Origin of the sequence: Streptomyces sp. NPDC002785, from assembly GCF_040295565.1 — a bacterium.
In the GTDB taxonomy this organism is placed as follows: Bacteria; Actinomycetota; Actinomycetes; order Streptomycetales; family Streptomycetaceae; genus Streptomyces.
The window spans coordinates 29,498-51,139 of the sequence record NZ_JBEOVN010000015.1; the positions used below are offsets into that span (position 1 = coordinate 29,498).

Annotated in this window: 20 protein-coding genes and 1 pseudogene; 6 read left to right on the plus strand and 15 right to left on the minus strand. The window is 69.1% G+C overall.

The features are described 5' to 3' along the window. Positions 1 to 56: 56 nt before the first annotated feature. A complete protein-coding gene (locus tag ABTZ94_RS06670; RefSeq protein WP_351198171.1) occupies positions 57 to 1,439 on the minus strand; it encodes a glycine--tRNA ligase in 1,383 nt (460 codons plus the stop codon). A 209-nt stretch (positions 1,440 to 1,648) separates the two neighbouring features. Here ABTZ94_RS06670 and ABTZ94_RS06675 point away from each other — a divergent pair, with 209 nt between their 5' ends. The 4 genes from ABTZ94_RS06675 to ABTZ94_RS06690 all read left to right on the plus strand — a co-directional run bounded on the left by ABTZ94_RS06675 (position 1,649) and on the right by ABTZ94_RS06690 (position 4,820). After that, positions 1,649 to 2,602, plus strand: a complete 954-nt coding sequence (locus ABTZ94_RS06675) for a metal ABC transporter substrate-binding protein (RefSeq protein ID WP_351198173.1) — start codon at positions 1,649 to 1,651, stop codon at positions 2,600 to 2,602. A 38-nt stretch (positions 2,603 to 2,640) separates the two neighbouring features. Further along, complete coding sequence (locus tag ABTZ94_RS06680; protein WP_351198175.1) at positions 2,641 to 3,423, plus strand: metal ABC transporter ATP-binding protein; 783 nt, start codon at positions 2,641 to 2,643, stop codon at positions 3,421 to 3,423. Positions 3,424 to 3,425: 2 nt separating this feature from the next. Continuing rightward, complete coding sequence (locus ABTZ94_RS06685) at positions 3,426 to 4,319, plus strand: metal ABC transporter permease (RefSeq protein WP_351198177.1); 894 nt, start codon at positions 3,426 to 3,428, stop codon at positions 4,317 to 4,319. 66 nt (positions 4,320 to 4,385) lie between these two features. Beyond that, on the plus strand, positions 4,386 to 4,820 hold the full coding sequence (locus ABTZ94_RS06690; protein WP_351198179.1) for a Fur family transcriptional regulator: 435 nt from the start codon (positions 4,386 to 4,388) through the stop codon (positions 4,818 to 4,820). Positions 4,821 to 4,859: 39 nt separating this feature from the next. On the opposite strand, the gene ABTZ94_RS06695 is transcribed toward ABTZ94_RS06690, so the two are convergent. The 6 genes and pseudogenes from ABTZ94_RS06695 to leuA form a co-directional block, all read right to left on the minus strand. After that, positions 4,860 to 5,681, minus strand: coding sequence for an isoprenyl transferase (locus ABTZ94_RS06695; protein ID WP_351198181.1), 822 nt, complete (start codon positions 5,679 to 5,681; stop codon positions 4,860 to 4,862). A 35-nt stretch (positions 5,682 to 5,716) separates the two neighbouring features. Beyond that, positions 5,717 to 6,463: a DNA repair protein RecO gene (gene recO / locus ABTZ94_RS06700; RefSeq protein WP_093897111.1), complete on the minus strand. Its 747-nt coding sequence runs from the start codon at positions 6,461 to 6,463 to the stop codon at positions 5,717 to 5,719. A gap of 58 nt (positions 6,464 to 6,521) precedes the next feature. After that, a complete protein-coding gene (locus tag ABTZ94_RS06705) occupies positions 6,522 to 7,151 on the minus strand; it encodes a response regulator (RefSeq protein WP_351198184.1) in 630 nt (209 codons plus the stop codon). Between the two features lie 19 nt (positions 7,152 to 7,170). Continuing rightward, positions 7,171 to 9,216: pseudogene (locus ABTZ94_RS06710) on the minus strand (MMPL family transporter); the annotation flags it as partial. A gap of 187 nt (positions 9,217 to 9,403) precedes the next feature. After that, a complete protein-coding gene (locus ABTZ94_RS06715) occupies positions 9,404 to 10,081 on the minus strand; it encodes a TerB family tellurite resistance protein (RefSeq protein WP_351198238.1) in 678 nt (225 codons plus the stop codon). A 239-nt stretch (positions 10,082 to 10,320) separates the two neighbouring features. Next, on the minus strand, positions 10,321 to 12,096 hold the full coding sequence (gene leuA / locus ABTZ94_RS06720) for a 2-isopropylmalate synthase (protein ID WP_351198186.1): 1,776 nt from the start codon (positions 12,094 to 12,096) through the stop codon (positions 10,321 to 10,323). A 295-nt stretch (positions 12,097 to 12,391) separates the two neighbouring features. Here leuA and ABTZ94_RS06725 point away from each other — a divergent pair, with 295 nt between their 5' ends. Next, positions 12,392 to 13,468, plus strand: coding sequence for a M4 family metallopeptidase (locus ABTZ94_RS06725; RefSeq protein ID WP_351198188.1), 1,077 nt, complete (start codon positions 12,392 to 12,394; stop codon positions 13,466 to 13,468). 38 nt (positions 13,469 to 13,506) lie between these two features. Continuing rightward, positions 13,507 to 13,773 carry a protealysin inhibitor emfourin gene (locus ABTZ94_RS06730; RefSeq protein ID WP_351198190.1) on the plus strand — a complete coding sequence of 89 codons (267 nt, stop codon included), beginning with the start codon at positions 13,507 to 13,509 and terminating at the stop codon, positions 13,771 to 13,773. Positions 13,774 to 13,977: 204 nt separating this feature from the next. Here ABTZ94_RS06730 and era read toward each other — a convergent pair whose 3' ends face one another. From era to ABTZ94_RS06770, 8 genes are all read right to left on the minus strand, one after another. Next, positions 13,978 to 14,952 (minus strand): GTPase Era, encoded by a 975-nt coding sequence (gene era, locus ABTZ94_RS06735; protein ID WP_351198192.1) that lies wholly within the window; start codon positions 14,950 to 14,952, stop codon positions 13,978 to 13,980. 62 nt (positions 14,953 to 15,014) lie between these two features. Beyond that, a complete protein-coding gene (locus ABTZ94_RS06740; protein WP_351198194.1) occupies positions 15,015 to 15,959 on the minus strand; it encodes a WxL protein peptidoglycan domain-containing protein in 945 nt (314 codons plus the stop codon). Between the two features lie 79 nt (positions 15,960 to 16,038). Continuing rightward, positions 16,039 to 17,391 (minus strand): WxL domain-containing protein, encoded by a 1,353-nt coding sequence (locus tag ABTZ94_RS06745; RefSeq protein ID WP_351198196.1) that lies wholly within the window; start codon positions 17,389 to 17,391, stop codon positions 16,039 to 16,041. Between the two features lie 242 nt (positions 17,392 to 17,633). Next, positions 17,634 to 17,987 carry a cytidine deaminase-like protein gene (locus tag ABTZ94_RS06750; RefSeq protein ID WP_351198198.1) on the minus strand — a complete coding sequence of 118 codons (354 nt, stop codon included), beginning with the start codon at positions 17,985 to 17,987 and terminating at the stop codon, positions 17,634 to 17,636. A gap of 60 nt (positions 17,988 to 18,047) precedes the next feature. Further along, positions 18,048 to 18,401 (minus strand): MmcQ/YjbR family DNA-binding protein, encoded by a 354-nt coding sequence (locus tag ABTZ94_RS06755; RefSeq protein WP_351198200.1) that lies wholly within the window; start codon positions 18,399 to 18,401, stop codon positions 18,048 to 18,050. A 159-nt stretch (positions 18,402 to 18,560) separates the two neighbouring features. After that, on the minus strand, positions 18,561 to 19,856 hold the full coding sequence (locus ABTZ94_RS06760; RefSeq protein ID WP_351198202.1) for a hemolysin family protein: 1,296 nt from the start codon (positions 19,854 to 19,856) through the stop codon (positions 18,561 to 18,563). Further along, positions 19,853 to 20,350: an rRNA maturation RNase YbeY gene (gene ybeY, locus ABTZ94_RS06765; RefSeq protein ID WP_327275325.1), complete on the minus strand. Its 498-nt coding sequence runs from the start codon at positions 20,348 to 20,350 to the stop codon at positions 19,853 to 19,855. Before ybeY ends, ABTZ94_RS06760 begins: the two co-directional genes overlap by 4 nt. Before the next feature lie 12 nt (positions 20,351 to 20,362). Beyond that, on the minus strand, positions 20,363 to 21,391 hold the full coding sequence (locus tag ABTZ94_RS06770; RefSeq protein WP_351198205.1) for a PhoH family protein: 1,029 nt from the start codon (positions 21,389 to 21,391) through the stop codon (positions 20,363 to 20,365). Between the last annotated feature and the right edge of the window lie 251 nt (positions 21,392 to 21,642).

The following is a 21,642-nucleotide window of genomic DNA, read 5'->3' on the forward strand; positions in this document are numbered from 1 at the left end:
ACGAAGCCCCCGGTTCCGTACGAGAACCGGGGGCTTCGCCGTGAAACCGTGGTGCGTCAGCAGCCCAGCAGACGGGCGCCGAGGTACGCCTGGATCTGGTCCAGGGAGACGCGCTCCTGCTTCATCGTGTCGCGCTCGCGCACAGTCACCGCGTTGTCGTCGAGGGTGTCGAAGTCGACGGTGACGCAGAACGGCGTACCGATCTCGTCCTGACGACGGTAGCGGCGGCCGATGGCACCCGCGTCGTCGAACTCGATGTTCCAGTTCTTCCGCAGGTCGGCCGCCAGGCCCTTGGCCTTCGGCGACAGCTGCGGGTTGCGGGACAGCGGCAGGACGGCGACCTTGACCGGCGCGAGGCGCGGGTCGAGACGCATCACGGTGCGCTTCTCCATGACGCCCTTGGCGTTGGGCGCCTCGTCCTCGATGTAGGCGTCGAGGAGGAAGGCGAGCATCGCGCGGCCGACACCGGCTGCAGGCTCGATGACGTACGGAGTCCAGCGCTCGCCGGCCTCCTGGTCGAAGAAGGACAGGTCCGTGCCCGAGGCCTTGGAGTGCGCCTTGAGGTCGTAGTCCGTACGGTTGGCGACGCCCTCCAGCTCGCCCCACTCGCTGCCGCCGAAGCGGAAGCGGTACTCGATGTCAGCGGTGCGCTTGGAGTAGTGCGAGAGCTTCTCCTGCGGGTGCTCGAACCACCGCATGTTCTCCTCGCGCAGACCCAGGCCGGTGTACCAGTTCCAGCGCTGCTCCATCCAGTATTCCTGCCACTCCTCGTCCTCGCCCGGCTTGACGAAGAACTCCATCTCCATCTGCTCGAACTCGCGGGTGCGGAAGATGAAGTTGCCCGGAGTGATCTCGTTCCGGAAGGACTTGCCCATCTGGGCGATACCGAACGGCGGCTTCCTGCGCGAAGTCTGCTGCACCTGGCCGAAGTTGGTGAAGATGCCCTGGGCGGTCTCGGGACGCAGGTAGGCGACCGAGCCGGAGTCCTGGGTCGGGCCGAGGTGGGTGGAGAGCAGACCCGAGAACTGCTTGGGCTCGGTGAAGGTGCCCTTGTTGCCGCAGTTGGGGCAGTTGAGCTCGGCCAGGCCGTTCACGGGCGCGTGGCCGTGCTTCTCCTCGTACGCCTCCTCCAGGTGGTCGGCGCGGAAGCGCTTGTGACAGGAGGTGCACTCGGTCAGCGGGTCGGTGAACGTGGCGACGTGGCCGGAGGCCACCCACACCTCGGGGGCCAGGACGACCGACGAGTCGATTCCGACCACATCTTCGCGCGAGGTGACCATGTAGCGCCACCACTGGCGCTTGAGGTTCTCCTTCAGCTCGACGCCCAGCGGCCCGTAATCCCAGGCGGCACGCTGACCACCGTAGATCTCACTGCAGGGATAGACGAAGCCACGGCGCTTGCTCAGGCTGACGATGGAGTCGATCTTGTCGGCGGCCACGGTGCTCTCTTCATTACGACGACGAAACTGGACAAGGGTGGCGCGAAGCGCCTCGTGGGGGGGGTGGTGGTCGTGAGACGGGCGGGCGAATGCTTCAGATTACCGGCGGGCACGCCCCTTGGATCAAATCGGTACCGGCACGGTCGGCCGAGCGGTCACCTCAGCGCCCTTGTTGACAATCGTTTCCAGTTTTGTTGAAAATGACTGTCATGAACGTAAGCCGCCTCATACCCACCGCCGCCGTCGCCGGCACCGTCGTCCTCGGCCTCACCGCCCTCACCGCCTGCTCCGCCTCGGATGCCGTCGGCCACAAGAACGGCGACAAGCTGAACGTGGTGGCTTCGTTCTATCCGATGCAGTTCCTGGCCGAGCAGATAGGCGGGAAGCACGTCTCCGTCACCACGCTGACCAAGCCGGGCGTCGAGCCGCACGATCTGGAGCTCACCCCGCGGCAGATCGGCGGACTCGGCGACGCCGACTACGTCCTGTACCTCAAGGGCATCCAGCCCGCCGTCGACGACGCCATCAAGCAGTCCGGCTCGAAGGACGCCGTCGACGCCTCGAAGCTCACCTCGCTGGAAGACCACGGCACCGAGACCGGCGCCGACGAACACGGTCATGAGCACCACGGCGACGAGGCCGGAGCCGACCCCCACATATGGCTGGACCCGGTGAAGTACGCCGAGGTCGCCAAGGGCGTCGGGAAGTCCCTGGAGAAGACCGACCCCGACCACGCCGCGGACTACCGCAAGAACACGGACGCGCTGGTCAACAAGCTCGACGCGCTGAACACGGCGTACGAGACGGGTCTGAAGGACACCACGACCAAGACCTTCATCACCACCCACTCCGCCTTCGGGTACCTCGCCGAGCGCTACGGCCTCACCCAGGAGGGCATCGCCGGCGTCGACCCCGAGGCCGAGCCCAGCCCCGCCCGGATCAACGAGATCCACACCATCGCGGAGAAGAACAAGGTCAGCACCGTATTCTTCGAGACGCTCGCCAGCGACAAGACCGCGAAGACCCTCGCCAAGGACACCGGCCTGAAGACCGACGTCCTGGACCCGCTGGAGGGAATCACGGACAAGTCCAAGGGCGCCGACTACATCGAAGTCATGCAGTCCAACCTCGCGGCCCTGCAGAAGGCGCTCGGCGCCAAGTGACCCACGCAACACCCGCCACAGCAGCATCGGAGGCGCTCATGCCCGAGCCCGGGAGCACCACGACGGACCCCGTGATAGCCCTGCGCGGCGCCACGGCCACGCTCGGCGCGCGTCCGGTGCTGCGCGGCATCGACCTGTCCGTCCACCGCGGCGAGGTCGTCGCCCTGCTCGGCGCCAACGGCTCGGGCAAGTCGACCGCCGTACGCTCCGTCATCGGCCAGGTCCCGCTCACCGGCGGCTCCATCGAGCTGTTCGGCACCCCGCTGCGCCGCTTCCGCGCCTGGGCGCGCATCGGTTACGTACCCCAGCGCACCACGGCAGCCGGCGGCGTCCCCGCCACGATCCGTGAGGTCGTCTCCTCCGGGCGCCTCTCCCGTACGAAGCTGGGCCTGCTCCGCAAGGCCGACCGGGCCGCCGTCGACCGGGCCATCGGCCTCGTGGGCCTCGCCGACCGGGCCAAGGACTCGGTGGACGCGCTCTCCGGCGGGCAGCACCAGCGGGTGCTGATCGCCCGGGCGCTGGCCGCCGAACCGGAGCTGCTGATCATGGACGAGCCGATGGCCGGCGTCGACCTGGCCAGCCAGGAGATCCTTGCCACGACGCTCCGCGAACAAGTCGCGGCCGGCACCACGGTGCTGCTCGTGCTGCATGAGCTCGGCCCGCTGGAGCCGCTGATCGACCGCGCGATCGTGCTGCGCGACGGCTGTGTGATGCACGACGGGCCGCCCCCGAAGGCACTGGGCCAGCACGCCCTGCCCGGACACGACCATGTACACCCCCACGCGGCCTCCGAGCCCGTCAGGACGGGACTGCTGAGCTGATCATGGAATTCCTCAACCCCCCGTTCATGCAGCGGGCCCTGCTCGCCGCCGTACTGGTCGGTGTCATCGCCCCCGCCGTCGGCATCTACCTCGTCCAGCGCCGCCAGGCCCTGATGGGCGACGGCATCGGCCATATCGCGATGACCGGCGTCGGCCTCGGCTTCCTGCTCTCCACCAGCCCGGTGTGGATGGCCACGGCGGTCGCCGTCGTCGGCTCCGTCGGGATGGAGCTGATCCGCTGGTACGGGCGTACCCGCGGCGACATCGCGCTGGCCATGCTGTTCTACGGCGGTATGGCGGGTGGTGTCCTGCTGATCAACCTCTCCGACACCGGCTCCAACGCCAACCTCACCTCGTATCTCTTCGGCTCTCTCTCCACGGTCTCCACCGAGGACATCACCGCGATCTGTCTGCTGGCCGCCTTCGTGCTGCTGGTGACGCTGGGGCTGCGCAGGCAGCTCTTCGCCGTCAGCCAGGACGAGGAGTTCGCCCGGGTCACCGGCCTGCCGGTGCGCGCGCTGAATCTGCTGGTCGCCGTGACGGCGGCGGTGACCGTCACCGTGGCGATGCGGGTCGTCGGGCTGCTGCTGGTCAGCGCGCTGATGGTGGTGCCGGTCGCGGCCGCGCAGCAGATCTCCAGGTCCTTCAAGGTGACGTTCGTGCTGTCCGTCGTCATCGGTACCGCGGTGACCCTGGCCGGCACCGTGACCTCGTACTACCAGGACGTCCCGCCCGGCGCGACGATCGTGCTGCTGGCCATCGTGGTCTTCGTCGTTCTGACGCTGCTCGCGACCCCGCTGGCCAGAAGGCGCGCACGCCGGAGCGAAGCGGCGTCCAAGGAGTGCACTCTTGAGGTATCGGCCTCCCGCCCGGCCACGGACGAACTCCGAGTTTGACCATGGCGCCCGGACGGGCTGGCACAATGGCCCGACAACAGGTACGGGCGACACGAGGAGGCTGCTGTGGCGACGGCGCCGATCAGTGGAACGAACGCAGCCCCGGTACGCGGCCGGTCGACCCGGCAGCGGGCGGCGGTGGCGGCGGCGCTCGATGAGGTGGACGAGTTCCGCAGCGCCCAGGAGCTGCACGATGTGCTCAAGCACCGCGGTGACTCGGTCGGGCTGACCACCGTCTACCGCACGCTTCAGTCCCTCGCCGATGCGGGCGAGGTCGATGTGCTGCGCACCACGGACGGCGAGTCCGTGTACCGGCGCTGCTCGACCGGCGACCACCACCACCATCTGGTGTGCCGGATGTGCGGCAAGGCCGTGGAGGTCGAGGGGCCCGCGGTGGAGCAGTGGGCGGAGACGATCGCCGCGCAGCACGGGTATGTGAACGTGGCCCACACGGTGGAGATCTTCGGAACATGTGTGGAGTGCGCGGACGCGAAGGAGTGAGGACGACGGCCCGGGGGCTCCGCCCCGGGCCCGCGCCGCTCAGCTCGTCGGTTCCTTGGCCGCCTCCACCGCACCGCCGAAGCGCCGGTCCCGCTGGGCGTACTCCAAGCAGGCTCGCCACAGATCGCGGCGGTCGAAGTCCGGCCAGAGCACGTCCTGGAAGACCATCTCGGCGTATGCGCTCTGCCAGATCAGGTAGTTGGACGTGCGCTGCTCGCCGCTGGGGCGGACGAAGAGGTCGACGTCCGGCATGTCCGGGTAGTAGATGTACTTCGCGAACGTCTTCTCGTTGACCTTGGACGGGTCCAGCTTCCCGGCCGCGACATCCTGCGCGATGCGCTGCGCGGCGTCGGCGATCTCGGCACGGCCGCCGTAGTTGACGCAGAAGTACAGCGTCATCCTGTCGTTGTCCTTCGTCTGCTCCTGGGCGACCTGGAGCTCCTGGACGACGGACTTCCACAGCTTCGGCATGCGCCCCACCCAGCGGATGCGGATGCCCAGTTCGTCCATCTCGTCGCGGCGGCGGCGGATGACGTCCCGGTTGAAGTTCATCAGGAACTTCACTTCCTCCGGGGACCGCTTCCAGTTCTCGGTGGAGAACGCGTACAGCGAGAGGTTCTTGACGCCCATCTCGATGCAGCCCTTGAGGACGTCCATCACGACGCCCTCGCCGATCTTGTGGCCCTCGGTGCGCGGGAGGCCGCGTTCCTTGGCCCAGCGGCCGTTGCCGTCCATCACGACGGCGACGTGCTTGGGCACCAGCTCGCCGGGGATCTTCGGGGGCGTGGCACCGGAAGGGTGCGGCTCCGGGGTTTTGTAGTCGCGCCGGTTACGGCCGCCGAGAATCCCGCGTACTGCCATGAACTGTCTCGCTCCCTGTGCCTGATCTGCCTGTGTCACTTCTCTACGTACCGCAGTGAGCGCAGTCCGCGCTCCAGATGCCAGTGCAGATAGGCGGACACCAGTCCGCTCCCCTCCCTGACATGACGTGCCTCGCACGCGTCCGCCGTCTCCCAGTCGCCGGTGAGCAGTGCGCTCAGCAGGGTGACGGCCTCAGCCGAGGGTACGACGCTGCCGGGTACCCGGCAGTCGCCGCATATGACTCCGCCCGCCGCGACGGAGAAGAACCGGTTCGGTCCGGGCATTCCGCACTTCGCGCAGTCCTCGAAGCTGGGTGCGTAGCCGTTGACGGCGAGCGAACGCAGCAGGAAGGCGTCGAGGACGAGATGCGGCTCGTGTTCGCCGCGGGCGAGGGTGCGCAGCCCTCCGACGAGCAGCAGATACTGCTGGACCGCGGGCTCGCCCTCGTGGTCGGTGAACCGCTCGGCGGTCTCCAGCATCGCGGTGCCCGCGGTGTAGCGGGCGTAGTCGGTGACGATGCCGCCGCCGTACGGGGCGATCGTCTCGCTCTGGGTGCAGAGCGGCAGACCGCGGCCGATCAGCTCGCTGCCCCGGGCGAAGAACTGCACGTCGACGTGGGAGAAAGGTTCCAGCCGTGCCCCGAACTTGGACTTCGTACGCCGCACGCCGCGCGCGACGGCCCGCACCCGGCCGTGGCCGCGGGTCAGGATCGTGATGATCCGGTCGGCCTCGCCCAGCTTCTGCGTGCGCAGCACCACGCCGTCGTCCCGGAACAAGCTCATGCGTCCATTGTCCGGTACGGGGACGGCTCATCGGGCCCGCCCCCGCAACCGGTCGGTCTCAGTTCCCGTCCGCCTCACCGGCGGCCGGTACGACCAGCCCCGATTTGTACGCGACGATCACCAGCTGGGCCCGGTCGCGGGCGCCGACCTTGCCCATGATCCGGCTGACATGGGTCTTCGCGGTGAGCGGGCTGAGGCCGAGGGTCTCGGCGATCTCGGCGTTGTTCAGCCCGCGCCCGACGAGGCAGAGCACCTGACGCTCCCGTTCGGAGAGGCGGTCCGGACCGCCCGGTACTCCGGCGGGCGGGATCCGGGGGCTGCTCAGCACCCTGGCGATGAGCCGGGCAGTCGGCCCGGGCGAGAGCAGGGACTCGCCCGCCGCCACGGTCCTGATCGCGGCCAGGAGTTCCGCGGGCCTGGTGTCCTTGACCAGGAAGCCTGAGGCGCCCGCGTGCAGTGCGTCGACGATGTGTTCATCGGTGTCGTACGTGGTCAGGACCAGCACTTTCACTCCGGCGAGGTGCTCGTCGGCGGCGATGCGGCGGGTCGCCTCGATGCCGTCGAGCTCGGGCATCCGGATGTCCATGACGACGAGGTCGGGCCGGTGCGCGCGGGTCAGCTCGACGGCTTCGAGACCGTTGCCCGCCTGGCCGACGACTTCCATGTCCCGGTCGGACCCGACGAGCATCGCGAAGGCCGCCCGTACCAGGGTCTGGTCGTCGGCGAGGGGTCCGGCTGAGTGCACCCGGCCACCAGATCTTCCGCTGCAGTGCCACGCTCGCCGAGGTCACCAGATAGGTGCGGACGAGGAAGGTGTCGAGGAGTACGCCGACGGCGATGACGAAGCCCATCTGGACCAGGCTGACCATCGGCATGTTCATCAGGACCGCGAAGGTGGCCGCGAGTACCAGGCCCGCCGAGGCGATCACCCCGCCCGTGGTGCGCAGTGCGGTGAGTGCGGCAGTTGTCGGTGCGGCGCCGGAGAGCGCCTCCTCGCGAACCCGGTGCATCAGGAAGATGCCGTAGTCGACGCCCAGTGCGACCAGGAAGACGAAGGACAGCAGCGGCAGCCCAGAGTCGATGCCCTTCATTCCGAGGAGCGGTTCGAAGACGAGTCCGCCGATGCCGAGCGAGGCGCCCCACACCCCGACGACGGCGGCGACGAGCAGCAGCGGCGCGACGAGGCTGCGCAGCAGTGCGATCAGGATCAGCAGGACGGAGATCAGGACGAGTGGGACGACACGCCCGAGGTCCCGGGCGTTGGCCGTCTCCGCGTCCATCTGCTGGGCGCTGGGCCCGCCGACGTGGCTGCCGTCCAGGGAGTCGCGCAGGGCCTCGATGGTCGCCCGCTCCCCCGCGGACTCGGGCCGGTCGGTGGCGACGACGGACAGCTCGGTCCAGCCGCCGCCGCTGCGGCCGCGTTCGGCTGCGGCGACGCCCTCGGTGGTACGGGCCTTCGCCAGGGTCGCCCCGGCCCGTTCGGTGGGGGTGATCACGGTGATCGGCTGGGTGGATCGCCCCGGATAGGCGGCGGCGAGAGTCTCCATCGCCACGATCGAGTCCGGCTTGCTGGAGAAGGAGTCGCCCTGCTTGAGATCGCCGGGCAGGTTGAACGTACCGAGCGCCAACGCACCCAGCAGCACACCCCCGCAGGCGAGCACGGCCAGCGGCCTGCGCCCGGCCGAACCACCCATCGCGGCAAACAGCGAACGACGCTGCTTGGGCAGGCTGCCGTACGTGGGGACGAGCGGCCAGAACACCCGGCGGCCGAGCAGCACCAGCAGTGCCGGCAGCAGCGTCGTCATGGCAAGCAGCGCGCAGAGCACCCCGACGGCGGCGATGGGGCCCATGCCCCGGCTGCTGGTGAGGTCGGCGGCGAGCAGGCACAGCAGACCGGCGGCGACGGTGCCGGAGGAGGCGACGACCGCGGGCCCGCAGCCGCGCAGGGCGGCCATCATGGCGTCGTACGGCCGGTCGATGCGGGTCAGTTCCTCCCGGTAGCGGGAGACGAGCAGCAGCGCGTAGTCGGTGCCCGCGCCGAAGACGAGGATGGTCATCACGGCGGAGCTCTGGCCGGTGACGGTGATGTCGAAGCCCCGGTTGAGCCCGTACACGACGGCCATGGACAGAGCGTCGGCGACGCCCGCGACGACGAGCGGCACCAGCCACAGCAGCGGGCTGCGGTAGATGAGGATCAGCAGGATCGCCACGACGGCGACGGTCGTGTAGAGCAGGGGTCCGCCGAGGGATTTGTAAACCTTCTGCGCGTCGGTGCTCAGCGCCCCCGGTCCGCCGACCTCGACGCTCAGTCCGCCGCTGCCCTCGGCGACCGCGCGCACCTCGTCGACGAAGGCGGTCCTGGCGTCGTCGTCCTGTCCCGGCTCGGTGGAGGAGACCGGGTACATCAGGGTCGTGCCGTCCTTGGACGGGACCGGCCGGGGTTCCCCGGTGAGTGTGTGGCCGCGAGCGACCTCGGCGGTCTGCTCGGCAGCCAGGGTCCGGTCGGCGGCGGTCAGTCCGCCGTCGCGGTGGTAGACGAGGACGAGTTCGGTGGCCTCGCCGCCGGGCAACGCGTCCTGGATCTTCGCCACCTGCGTGGAGTCGGCGCTCGCCGGGAGGTAGTCGACGGCGCGGTTGGTCTGTACGCCGCCGAGCTTGCCCGCGAGCGGCCCGGCGAGCGCGATCACGGCGACCCAGAGCGCGAGGATCGCCCAGGGCAGCACGCGCCGCTGGTTGCGTGGCCGCGACCGCATGCCACTTGGTTCCACTGCGGCCCTCATGACGGGCCCCCCTTCCGCCGGGTGTCTGGTTCCTCTCCAGACTCCCGGCGGAACGCGGACGGTACGTCGCGCCCGGGGCCGACTTCGCGGCTACTGCAGCAGTGGGCGCACGGGCCCGATTACTCCCGCGGGAGTGCGCGCCCGGTGCAGAGGGGGCCGTTCAGGAGGGGGTACGCGCCGCCGCGGCGAGCAGCCGGGCCGTGTCCTCGGCGCAGAGCTGCAGCGCCCCGCCGACCGTGGTCAGCACCTCTCGCTCCGCCTGCCCGTACGGGCCGTCGGCGAGCGCGATCCTGGCGCCCTGCAGCAGGATCGATTCGCGTCCGGCGGGAGCCAGATGCGGGGCGAGGGGTTCCAGCGCCTCGTGCAGTTCGATGGCGAGGGCGGCTCCGCAGGCCTCGGCCGCCGGATCGAAGACGGAGCCATGGCCGATGTCGGCGGAGAGAACCTCGACGACGGTGGAGAGCTGTTCCTCCGTGCAGTCGTCGAATCCGGCGTCGCGCACGGCGGCGGCCGCGGTCTCCAGGACCGTACGGGAGGTGGTGCCGCCGACCGCGAGGACACCGAGCGCGACCGTGTGGACGGCGTCCCGGAGCATGGCGGAGAACCGGGTGGTGGTGGGGTGGTCGAGCACATCGGTGTCGAAGTGGGCCCGGCAGGCGGCGCATTCGACGACAGGGCCCACGGTGCCGCGCCGCATCATCGGCACGCCGAGCACCGCGAAGCGCCGACGGCCGGTGAGCCGACGGTAGTTGCGGTCGCCGCCGCAGCCGGGGCAGAAGAACTCGCCGTCACCGACGGTGTCCCAGATAGTGCGGATGCCGCAGATACGCAGCTTCATGGCGCGTTGCCCCAGGGCTGACCGCACGTCGCACACCTCCGTAACTCCCCCGTAGCCCTAAGGGCACGGGAGGTGCCCCCTCCGGCAACATTGCCGTGTCGACGTGATGTTAACCACAGTCACGATGTGGCGTCAGCACCTCGCTCGTCACAACCGCCGGAGATGGCCGAACCCCGCCCCCCGGATACGGGTGGACGGGGTCTCGGACCGTGCGACTTCATGCCCTTTCGGGCACCGGGTCAGCGAGTGGCGCGGTTGACTGCGGAAACGACCGCCTTCAGCGAGGCACGCATGGTGTTGGCGTCGATGCCGATGCCCCACAGGACCTTTCCGTCGATCGCGCACTCGATGTACGAGGCGGCCTGGGAGCTGGCGCCCTCGCTCATGGTGTGCTCGGTGTAGTCCAGCAGCCGGGCGTCGATGCCGATGGCCTGCAGCGCTTCGAAGAACGCGGAGATCGGGCCGTTGCCGGTGCCGGTCAGTACGGTGTCCGTGCCGTTCACGGTCGCCTCGACGGTGATCGTGTCCTGGCCGTCGGATCCGGTCGTGGTCTGGCCGGAGCGGATCTGTACGCGCCCCCAGGCGTTCTCCGGGTTCGGCAGGTACTCGTCCTGGAACGTGGTCCAGATCTGCGTCGGCGTGACCTCGCCGCCCTCGGCATCGGTCTTGGCCTGAATGATCCGGGAGAACTCGATCTGCATCCGGCGCGGCAGGTCCAGCTTGTGGTCGTTCTTCAGGACATAGGCGATTCCGCCCTTGCCGGACTGCGAGTTGACCCGGATGACGGCCTCGTAACTGCGGCCGACGTCCTTCGGGTCGATCGGCAGGTACGGCACCGCCCACTCGATGTCGTCCACGGTCCTGCCCTGGGCGGCCGCGTCGGCCTCCATGGCGTCGAAGCCCTTCTTGATGGCGTCCTGGTGGGAGCCGGAGAAGGCGGTGTAGACCAGGTCGCCCGCGTAGGGGTGGCGCGGGTGGACCTCCATCTGGTTGCAGTACTCGCTGGTGCGGCGGATCTCGTCGATCTGCGAGAAGTCGATCTGCGGATCGACACCTTGCGAGAACAGGTTCATGCCCAGGGTGACCAGGTCGACGTTGCCGGTGCGCTCGCCCTGACCGAACAGACAGCCCTCGATCCGGTCCGCACCGGCCATGATGGCCAGTTCAGCGGCGGCGACGGCGGTGCCGCGGTCGTTGTGCGGGTGGACCGACAGGCAGACGAACTCGCGGCGCGACAGGTTGCGCGACATCCACTCGAACCGGTCCGCGTGCGTGGATGGGGTCGAACGCTCCACGGTGGCGGGCAGGTTGAGGATGATCTCGCGGCCCTCCTCCGGCTGCCAGACGTCACAGACCGCCTCGCAGACCTCCAGGGCGAAGTCCAGCTCGGTGTCGGTGAAGATCTCGGGGCTGTACTGGTAGCCGAAGATCGTCTCCGGGCCCAGCAGCTTCTCCGCGTACTCCATGACCAGCCGGGTGCCGTCCACGGCGATCTGCTTGATGTCGTCCTTCGAGCCGCGGAAGACGACCCGGCGGAAGGTGGGTGCCGTCGCGTTGTACAGATGCACGGTCGCACGGCGAGCGCCGACGATGGACTCGACGGTCCGCTCGATCAGGTCCTCGCGGGCCTGCGTCAGTACGGAGATCGTCACGTCCTCGGGGATCGCACCCTCTTCGATGATGGAGCGGACGAACGCGAAGTCGGTCTCGCCGGAGGACGGGAAGCCGACCTCGATCTCCTTGTAGCCCATACGCACGAGCAGATCGAACATCTCGCGCTTGCGGGCCGGCGACATCGGGTCGATCAGGGCCTGGTTGCCGTCGCGCAGATCGGTGGACAGCCAGCGGGGCGCGACGGTGATCCGGTTGTCCGGCCAGGTACGGTCAGGGATCTCGACGGCCTCGTAGTGGCCGTACTTGTGGATCGGCATCCCGGACGGCTTCTGCAGCTGGGTCGCGTTGGTGATCGGCGTCGGGCGTCCGACAGCGGTCTCAGCGGGATATGCGGCGGTCATGGCGTACGGCTCCTCGGGGGTCCAACCAATGGGACGGCCGACTGTGTCGCTGCAACACCAGACTCCGCGGGGAGGGGGTCGGCCTACGACTACAGGCCCTCGCCGCGGCAGCTAAGAAGAAGCAGCCCGAAACGCATGATGCGACGAGACTAGCCGAGAGGCGCCTGAAGCGTCCGTCCCGTATCAGTATGCGGGACCGGACGCCGGAAACGCCCAACAGTGACCGATCACTCCATTTCGTCAATCCTGGTCGCAACCAGTGACATCACAATCACCCGGTGCCACAGTCGGCTCCATGCAGCCTCAGTCTCAGCACGGGTTCCACCCCGTCTTCTGCACGATCGTGCCGCCCCATGTCCTCGACAAGCTGTCGCAGTCCGACAACCCCGATCTCGCGGGCCCGGCCCGCCGCACCCTGGAGAGCGACGCAGCCCGTCGCACCCGCCGCCAGATGGCAACGGTCGTCACCGTGCCTGCTGCCCCCGCGACCGAGGGGAAGGCATCCGACAAGCCCCACCGGACGCTGTACGACTGCCGCCACCGCACCCGGCTGCCCGGCACCAAGGTCCGCGCCGAGGGGCAGGAGCCGACGAAGGACGCAAGCGTCAACCGCGCGTACGCGGGACTCGGCGCCACCTTCGAACTGCTGCTCAAGGCGTACGGACGCCGTTCGATCGACGGCCACGGGCTGCCGCTGATCGGTTCCGTGCACTACGACGAGAAGTACAACAACGCCTTCTTCGACGGCGAGCAGATGGTCTTCGGTGACGGGGACGGGGAGATCTTCCTGGACTTCACCGTCGCCATCGATGTGATCGCCCATGAGCTGGCGCACGGCCTGACCCAGCACACCGCCAATCTGAGCTATTACGGCCAGTCCGGCGCGCTCAACGAATCGGTGTCCGACGTCTTCGGCTCCCTGGTCAAGCAGTACTCGCTGGGCCAGAGCGCCGACCAGGCCGACTGGCTGATCGGCGCCGGGTTGCTGACGCCCCGGGTCCAGGGTGTCGCCCTGCGCTCGATGAAGGCGCCGGGGACCGCGTACGACGACGATGTACTCGGCAAGGACCCGCAGCCCGCGTCGATGGAAGACTACGTCCACACCAGCCAGGACAACGGCGGAGTGCACGTCAACTCGGGCATCCCGAACCGCGCGTTCTATCTGCTGGCGACGGCACTCGGCGGCAATGCGTGGGAGCGGGCCGGGCAGCTCTGGTTCGATGTGCTCACAGGTGGTCAACTGGCCGTGGACGCGGACTTCGAGTCCTTCGCCCGGCTGACGGTCGCTGCGGCCCGCAGCCGCTTCGGGGAAGGTGACGAGGCGGAGGCGGTCCTGAAGGCATGGTCGGAGGTGGGCGTCCCGACCGTGTAGAACAATCCCGGGCCCGTCCGGCGATGGAGGGAAACCGCATGCGGATTCAGGTCAGCAGGACCGGCGGCTTCGCCGGCATCGCACGCCACCGCGAGGTCGACACCACCGGACGGGCCGACGCCGCGGAGTGGGTGGCACTGGCCGAATCGGCGCTCGCCGAGGGCCACGGCACCCCGCCCCCGGGCGTACCGGACGGCTTCCGCTACCGGATCACGGTCGGCGACCGGACGGTCCACTGCGCGGACCCGAAGCTGACCGAAGCCCAGCGCGCACTGGTTTCACGCGTCCTGAAGGAGGGCGCGTGAGACGGGCGTACCGTTGATTCCGGTCTCACGTGGGACGGGCGTACCGCTGAATCCACGGCCGGACCCGGGCGGCGGTCAGAACCCCAGCTTGCGCAACTGCTTCGGAACCCATCCCCACGGCCACCCTCGCACCCCTCGGCCCCAGGGGGCCTCAGCGGCTTCGGCCAGCTGCGTCGGCCTCCGGCCGCCGGACCCGGGCGGCGGTCAGAACCCCAGCTTGCGCAACTGCTTCGGATCGCGCTGCCAGTCCTTGGCGACCTTCACATGCAGGTCAAGGAAGACCGGCGTACCGAGCAGTGCCTCGATGTGCTTGCGCGACTTCGTGCCGACGTCCTTCAGCCGCTTGCCCTTCGGGCCGATGATGATGCCCTTCTGGCTGGGACGCTCGATGTAGACATTGGCGTGGATGTCGAGCAGCGGCTTGTCCGCCGGACGGTCCTCGCGCGGCAGCATCTCCTCGACGACGACCGCGATGGAGTGCGGCAGCTCGTCCCGTACGCCTTCGAGCGCGGCCTCGCGGATCAGCTCCGCGACCATGACCATCTCGGGCTCGTCGGTGAGGTCGCCCTCCGGGTAGAGCGGCGGGCTCTCCGGGAGCAGGGGGGCGATCAGATCGGCCAGCAGGTCGACTTGCTTGTCCTTGACCGCGGAGACCGGGATGATCTCCGCCCACTCGAAGCCGAGCTCCTCACCGAGTCGGGAGACGGCGAGCAGCTGTTCGGCGAGCTGCTTGGAGTCGACCAGGTCGGTCTTGGTGATGATGGCGATCTTCGGGGTCTTCTTGATGCCCGCGAGTTCCTTGACGATGTACTTGTCGCCGGGGCCGAGCTTCTGGTCGGCGGGCAGGCAGAAGCCGATGACGTCGACCTCGGCCCAGGTGGTGCGTACGACGTCGTTGAGACGCTCGCCCAGCAGCGTGCGCGGCTTGTGGAGGCCGGGGGTGTCGACCAGGATCAGCTGCGCGTCGTCGCGGTGCACGATGCCGCGCACGGTGTGCCGGGTGGTCTGGGGCCGGTTGGAGGTGATCGCCACCTTCTGGCCGACCAGAGCGTTCGTAAGGGTGGACTTGCCCGCGTTGGGGCGGCCCACGAAGCAGGCGAAGCCGGCCCGGTGGGGGGCGTTGTTCGCAGTCTGCTGCGCAGCGGCTTCTGTGTCAGGTCGAACGCTCATGCCGCCCATTGTCCCCGATCCTGGCGGCCCCGCCGCACCAAGGGCCGCGGCGGGGCCTGTCGCGCGTCGTCTCAGGCCCTGCGGGTACGGCTCCGACGGGCCCGTATCCACATTCCCGTACCCGCGCCGACGATCAGCAGCAGGGCCCCGGCCACCAGCCAGGGCAGTGCGAAGTACGGGACGGCGGCGGACTCGCGGGTGTCTCGGGCGCTCGCGGTCAGTTCGACCTCGCCCCATTCCAGCTGGGGCGCGTCGGCCCACTGTTCGGTCAGCCGGACCTGTTGGCGGGGCAGCAGCTCGGAGGGGATCTTCTTCAGATCGCGGGCGAGCAGGGTGCGGCCGAAGAGCCCCTCGGCCTTGAGGGCGACCTTGGGGTTGAGGGTGACATTGCCCCGGTTGTGGAGGGTGTACGAGATGACGGCCCGGCTCTTCCCGGTGCCCGGGACCAGCGGCTGGGTGTGTTCGACCTTGACGTCGTCGACGGAGAGCGCGGGCATGGTCGGCCCGTTCACCCGCAGATAGATCCGGGCACCGACCGCCTTCTGGATGCCGACGGCGACGGCTCCGGCGTCGGCGGGATCGATGCGTTCGTCGAGGGCGAGGAGTGCGCCGGGGTGGTCGCCCGGCTCGGCGTCCTTCGGGACGGTGATGGTGACCGGGACGGTGACCGAGCCGTGCGGCCGTACGGTGACCCGGTCACGGTCGGTTCTCGCCCAGGCGCCGACCGAGCGCGGTTTCTCGTTCTGGGCACGGACGGCGAATCCGCCGTCGCGCGCGGTGTTGTAGGCGTCGGCCGCGTACAGCCGGAAGGTCTGCGGCCGGTCCGTCTTGTTGGTGACGGTGACCTTGTCGTCGAGCGTGGCGCCGGGGTCGGCGGAGAGGTAGAAGTACGGGCGCTGACCGGCCTGTGTGGTGGCCGGGTAGACCGACCAACTGCCGTTGTCCGCGGCGTGGACGGTGGGGGCGCCGATCACCAGGAGGGCGCCGGCCAGGAGGAGTACGTACAGCTTGCGCACGGTGCGGGACCCCCGGGTGGTCGTCGGGGCGGTCCGGGCGGGTGCGCGCCCGGTCCACCGGTTGATCAGAACTGCTCGATCACGTGAGGGTGAGAGTGAGCACGCCGGTGTACGCGCCGGGGGCGGTGTACGCCGGTACGTTCAGCGCGAGCCGGGCGTCGACGGTGAACTCGCCGCCGGTGAAGGTCCCGTTCGGCGTGGACGCCAGCGTGGCGCCCGCGCTGCCGACCGGTCCCTGGGAACCGGCCGCACAGGTGCTGGGACTGCCGGCCTTCGTCGCGCAGACCGGGGTCCAGCCGAGTGCGGATGCGCCGATCGTCGCGCCGCCGGGGCCCTTGAAGTCGGTGACCTTTCCGGTCAGGGACCAGCCGGCGGGGCCGCCGCGAAAGTCCTCGACCATCACCGTCTGCAGGGAGCCGCGGGAGGCGCCGCCCTTCCCGAAGTCGACCGCCGACATCTCGACGGTGTCCCCGGCCTGGACCATGGACAGCGTGCCCGCCTTGACGGACGAGTTGAGCCGCTGGCTGCCGTCCGGGATCTCGCCACCGCCACCGGTGACGGTGTAGGCCTGCGGGCCCGCCCCCTTGGCCGCGTCCCAGCTGCTGCCCTCGTAGGCGACGATGCCGGTGGTCGCCGGATCGTTGACGGTGAGGCGGCCGCTGAAGCCGCCGGAGGCGTCCGCCTTCACGGTGGCCGTGTCGGCGGTCCGGGTGTCACCGGCGCGGCCCGCGAGCGTGATGTCCGCGCCCGCGGTGAACTTCGAGCCGGTCACGGTGACCGGCTCACCCGCCTTGCCGGATGCGCTCCCGAGCTGGATGGCACGCTCGTTGACCTGGCCGCCGCCGTCCCTCGCGATGATCTTCTGGGAGACGGGGGCGGGCGGGTTCGTCACCGTGCAGGGGGTGTCCAGCTCCATGATGTAGCTCGTGTGGATGTTGTAGTCGCCGGGCGACAGCGTGATCTCGCCGGGCGCGGTGACCGTGAAGGTGCCGGTCATCGAGAACGAGGGGAATTCGCCCTTGCCGGGTACCGGGTCGTTCTTCTTCGGGCCCGCGACGGTGAGGCTCGTGGACTGCGCACCCGCGACGGTGACCCTGCCGGTCGGCGTCATGATGTCGGCGGGCAGCGCCAGATCGACCGGGTTGCTCGCGGCCGCTTCGACGACGGTGTACGTGACCGTGACCGTGTCGCCCACCTCGGGAGCAGCGTTGTCGACGGTGATCTGCGCCTTCGTCGTCCCGTCGATCGGCGGGATGCCCGCGATGGGCGGCGGGATGCAGTGGGTGGGGAAGTCCACCGCCACGGAAGCGGTCGCCAGGGCCTGTGCGGGGCCTGCGAGCCCCCCTCCCCCGGCGACGACGAGCGCGCCCACGCCCAGCGCCGCGGCCCAGCGGCGGCGTCCGGGACGTCTTCGGGCATCGGAACTTCGCATGCTGATTCTTCGAACGGTCGGACGCATGGAGCCCCCTCCTGCCGGATGCGGCGCAGCGGCTCTTCTGCGCCGACAGGGGGCCCATTGATGACTCCGGCCGAAAAGAAGTCAATGGAAGCGAAACGCACCGACTGATGGGCCATCAGATGCTGTCAAGATCCTCATTCCTCCCCCATGGTGTGCGAACGCCCCGCACAGGTGGGGTGCGGGGCGTTCGTACACCATGGGGGATTTCGTCGGCGTCAGCCCGCCGTCACGCTGACCCGCAGCGTGCCGTCGGGCCCGGCGAGCAGTACCGGTGTGTCCGGGCCGCCCAGGTCCCGTACCGCGGCACGGTCCGCGTCCGAGGGGGTCTGCGCCTCGGAGACGACCGCGGCCGCCTCCAGCGAGGTGGCGCCACTGGCCACGGCCATCGCCACGGCGGTCTGCAGCGCGCTGAGCTTCAGCGACTCCAGCCGCACGGTGCCCGCGACATACGTACGTCCGGTCTCGTCCCGTACGGCCGCGCCCTCCGGCACACCGTTGCGGGCGCGGGCGCTGCGCGCCAGCGTGACGATCTTGCGGTCCTCGGGGCCGAGGTCGGTGCTCTCAGTCATGTGCCGAGCATACGAACCGGGCGGACGGGACCGGTACTCGGGCGCACGGCTGCCCCGCCCCTACGCCCGGTCCAGCCGCAGCCGCTCCGCCTTCGGCAGCCCCGCCACCACCAGGTCGTAGGAGTCCTCGATCAGCTCGCAGAGCACCCGGTCCGGGACCCCGGACACCGTCACCGTGTTCCAGTGCCGCTTGTTCATGTGCCAGCCCGGCACGACCGCGTCGTACTCCTCCCGCAGCCGCACCGCCTCGTCCGGATCGCACTTGAGGTTCACCGTGAGGGGACGCGCGTCCAGCGTGCTGAGCGCGAACATCTTGCCGAGCACCTTGAAGACGGACGTCTGCGGCCCGAACGGGAACTCCTCGACGCTCGCGTTGAACTCCAGGCAGAACGCCCTCAGTTGCTGCGGAGTCACCCCGCGTCCACCCCCTGAGAGCCTGTCGGGTGACCTTCGATCGGAGAGCGGACGCGGCGTGGTGCGTGCGATTCCAAGGCGCCGGGATGGCCTCGTAGCGGAGCTACTAGGGCATTTCGGCAACGCCGGAAGCGTGCGTGCCACGCCGCGTCCGCCCGATCAGAGGTCACCCGACAGGCTCTGAGGCTCCACGGGCTCCACCAGCACCGTGACGATCTTGTTCCGGCGGCCCGCCGGGGACTCCGCCGTCAGCCGCAGCCGGCGGCCGTCCGGCAGGTCGACGAGCGACGACGCCCCGGCGATCGGCACCCGGCCCAGCGCCTTCGCGAGCAGTCCGCCGACCGTTTCCACATCCTCGTCGTCGTACTCGTCGAGGCCGAACAGGTCGCCGAGGTCGCCGATGTCGAGGCGCGCGGTCACCCGGAAGCAGCCGTTCTCCAGCTCCTGGACGGGAGGGAGTTCGCGGTCGTACTCGTCGGTGATCTCGCCGACGATCTCTTCGAGGATGTCCTCGATGGTGACGATGCCTGCCGTGCCGCCGTACTCGTCGATCACGACCGCGACATGGCTGCGGTCCTGCTGCATCTCGCGCAGCAGACCGCCGGCGTTCTTCGTGTCGGGCACGAACGCCGCCGGCCGCATCGCCGTGGAGACCAGATCGGCCTCCGATTCACGGTTGATGTGCGTCTTGCGGACCAGGTCCTTGAGGTACACGATCCCGACGATGTCGTCCTCGTTCTCCCCGGTGACGGGGATCCGCGAGAAGCCTGAGCGCAGCGCCAGGGTCAGCGCCTGCCGGATCGTCTTGTAGCGCTCGATGCAGACCAGGTCGGTCCGCGGCACCATGACTTCGCGTACGAGCGTGTCACCGAGCTCGAAGACCGAGTGCACCATGCGGCGCTCCTCGTCCTCGATCAGCGACTCCTGCTCGGCGAGGTCGACCATCGCCCGCAGTTCGGCCTCGCTGGCGAACGGTCCCTTGCGGAACCCCTTGCCCGGCGTCAGCGCATTGCCGATGAGGATCAGCAGCTGCGGGACGGGGCCCATGACCCTGGCCAGCGGCAGCAGGACATATGCCGCTGCCGTGGCCGTGTTCAGGGGGTGCTGACGGCCGATGGTTCGCGGTGACACCCCGATGGCGACATAGGAGACGAGGACCATCACGGCCATGGCGACGGCCAGCGCCTGCCAGGTCTCCGGGAACTCCTGCAGGCAGGCGTACGTGACGAGCACACCGGCCGACATCTCGCAGGCGACCCGCACCAGCAGGGCGACATTGAGGTAGCGGGTCGGGTCCGCCGCGACCTGTTCGAGCTTGTCGCTGCCGCGCCGCCCGGAGCGGACCGCCTCGGCGGCCCGGAAGCTCGACACACGGGCGATGCCCGCCTCCGCGCAGGCCGCCAGCCAGCCGACGACGACCAGCAGGACGGCACCCAGGATGAGAGGAACGCTCACGAGACGGTGGGGGCGGGCGACGGGCCGGTCAGGCCGTGCTCGGCACGCCAGCCGTCGACGATCGCGGCCTGGAGGCCGAACATCTCGGCCTTCTCGTCCGGCTCCTCGTGGTCGTACCCGAGCAGATGCAGCACTCCATGGACGGTGAGGAGCTGGAGCTCCTCGTCCATGGAGTGCTGGGTCTCCGCGTCCTCGCCCTGCTTCTTGGCGACCTCCGGGCAGAGCACGATGTCACCGAGGAGCCCCTGCGGGGGCTCCTCGTCGTCCTTGGACGGCGGACGGAGTTCGTCCATCGGGAAGGACATGACATCCGTGGGCCCCGGCAGGTCCATCCACTGGATGTGGAGCTGCTCCATGGCGTCGGTGTCCACCACGATCACCGACAGCTCGGAGAGCGGGTGGATCCGCATCCGCGCGAGCGCGTAGCGGGCGATGTCGAGGATCGCCTGCTCGTCGACCTCGGTTCCGGACTCGTTGTTGACGTCGATCGACATGGTGCGCTGCGACTACTTCCCGTTGTGGCTGTTTCGGCTGTCGTACTTTTCGTACGCGTCGACGATACGGCCGACCAGCTTGTGCCGAACGACATCCTGGGAGGTGAGCCGGGAGAAGTGCACGTCCTGAACGCCGTCCAGGATGTCCTGTACCTGGCGCAGACCGCTCTTGGTCCCGTTCGGCAGGTCGACCTGCGTGACGTCACCGGTGACGACGATCTTCGAATCGAAGCCGAGCCGGGTCAGGAACATCTTCATCTGCTCGGCGCTGGTGTTCTGCGCCTCGTCGAGGATGATGAACGCGTCATTGAGCGTGCGGCCGCGCATGTACGCCAGGGGGGCCACCTCGATCGTGCCCGCCGCCATCAGCCGCGGGATCGAGTCGGGGTCGAGCATGTCGTGCAGCGCGTCGTAGAGCGGGCGCAGATACGGGTCGATCTTCTCGTAAAGCGTGCCCGGCAGGAATCCGAGCCGCTCGCCCGCCTCGACGGCGGGACGGGTCAGGATGATCCGGTTGACCTGCTTGGACTGCAGGGCCTGGACCGCCTTCGCCATGGCGAGATAGGTCTTTCCGGTGCCCGCTGGGCCGATGCCGAAGACGACCGTGTGCTTGTCGATCGCGTCGACGTACCGCTTCTGGTTGAGCGTCTTGGGGCGGATCGTGCGACCGCGGCTGGAGAGGATGTTCTGGGTGAGCACCTCGGCCGGTGTCTCCGGGCCGTCCCCCTCGCCGCTCTCACTCGCCCTGAGCATGGCGATCGAGCGTTCCACTGCGTCCTCCGTCATCGGCTGACCGGTGCGGAGCACCAGCATCATCTCGTCGAACAGGCGCTGGATCAGGGCGACTTCCGTCGCGTCTCCGGCGGCGCTGACCTCATTTCCCCGGACATGGATGTCGGCCGCCGGGAAGGCCGTCTCGATCACGCGCAGCAGGGCGTCACCTGAGCCCAGAACGGTCACCATCGGATGCTTGGCCGGAACGGTGAACTGGGCTCGTGCCTGCCCCGGCGCGGGGGTCTGGGCTGTGGGTGTCTGAGTCATGGGCCGGCTCTGTGGCCTGCACATACCTCCCGTTGCAAGGTTCTCGCCGATCGACAACCTCTGGATTACCAAGCGTACGACTCCGCACCGACAACACCGAGGGCTTTTTCGCACATGCTGCGAACACATGTGCCCGGGTTAAGACCGGCCGGCAAATGGGGGGTGGGAGAAGGAGCGGGTCTGGGTGCGTGCAGCTGCAAGGCGGAGGATTGAGGCAGATGGGGTCTCCCCTGCTCGAGCCCAGCCGAGAG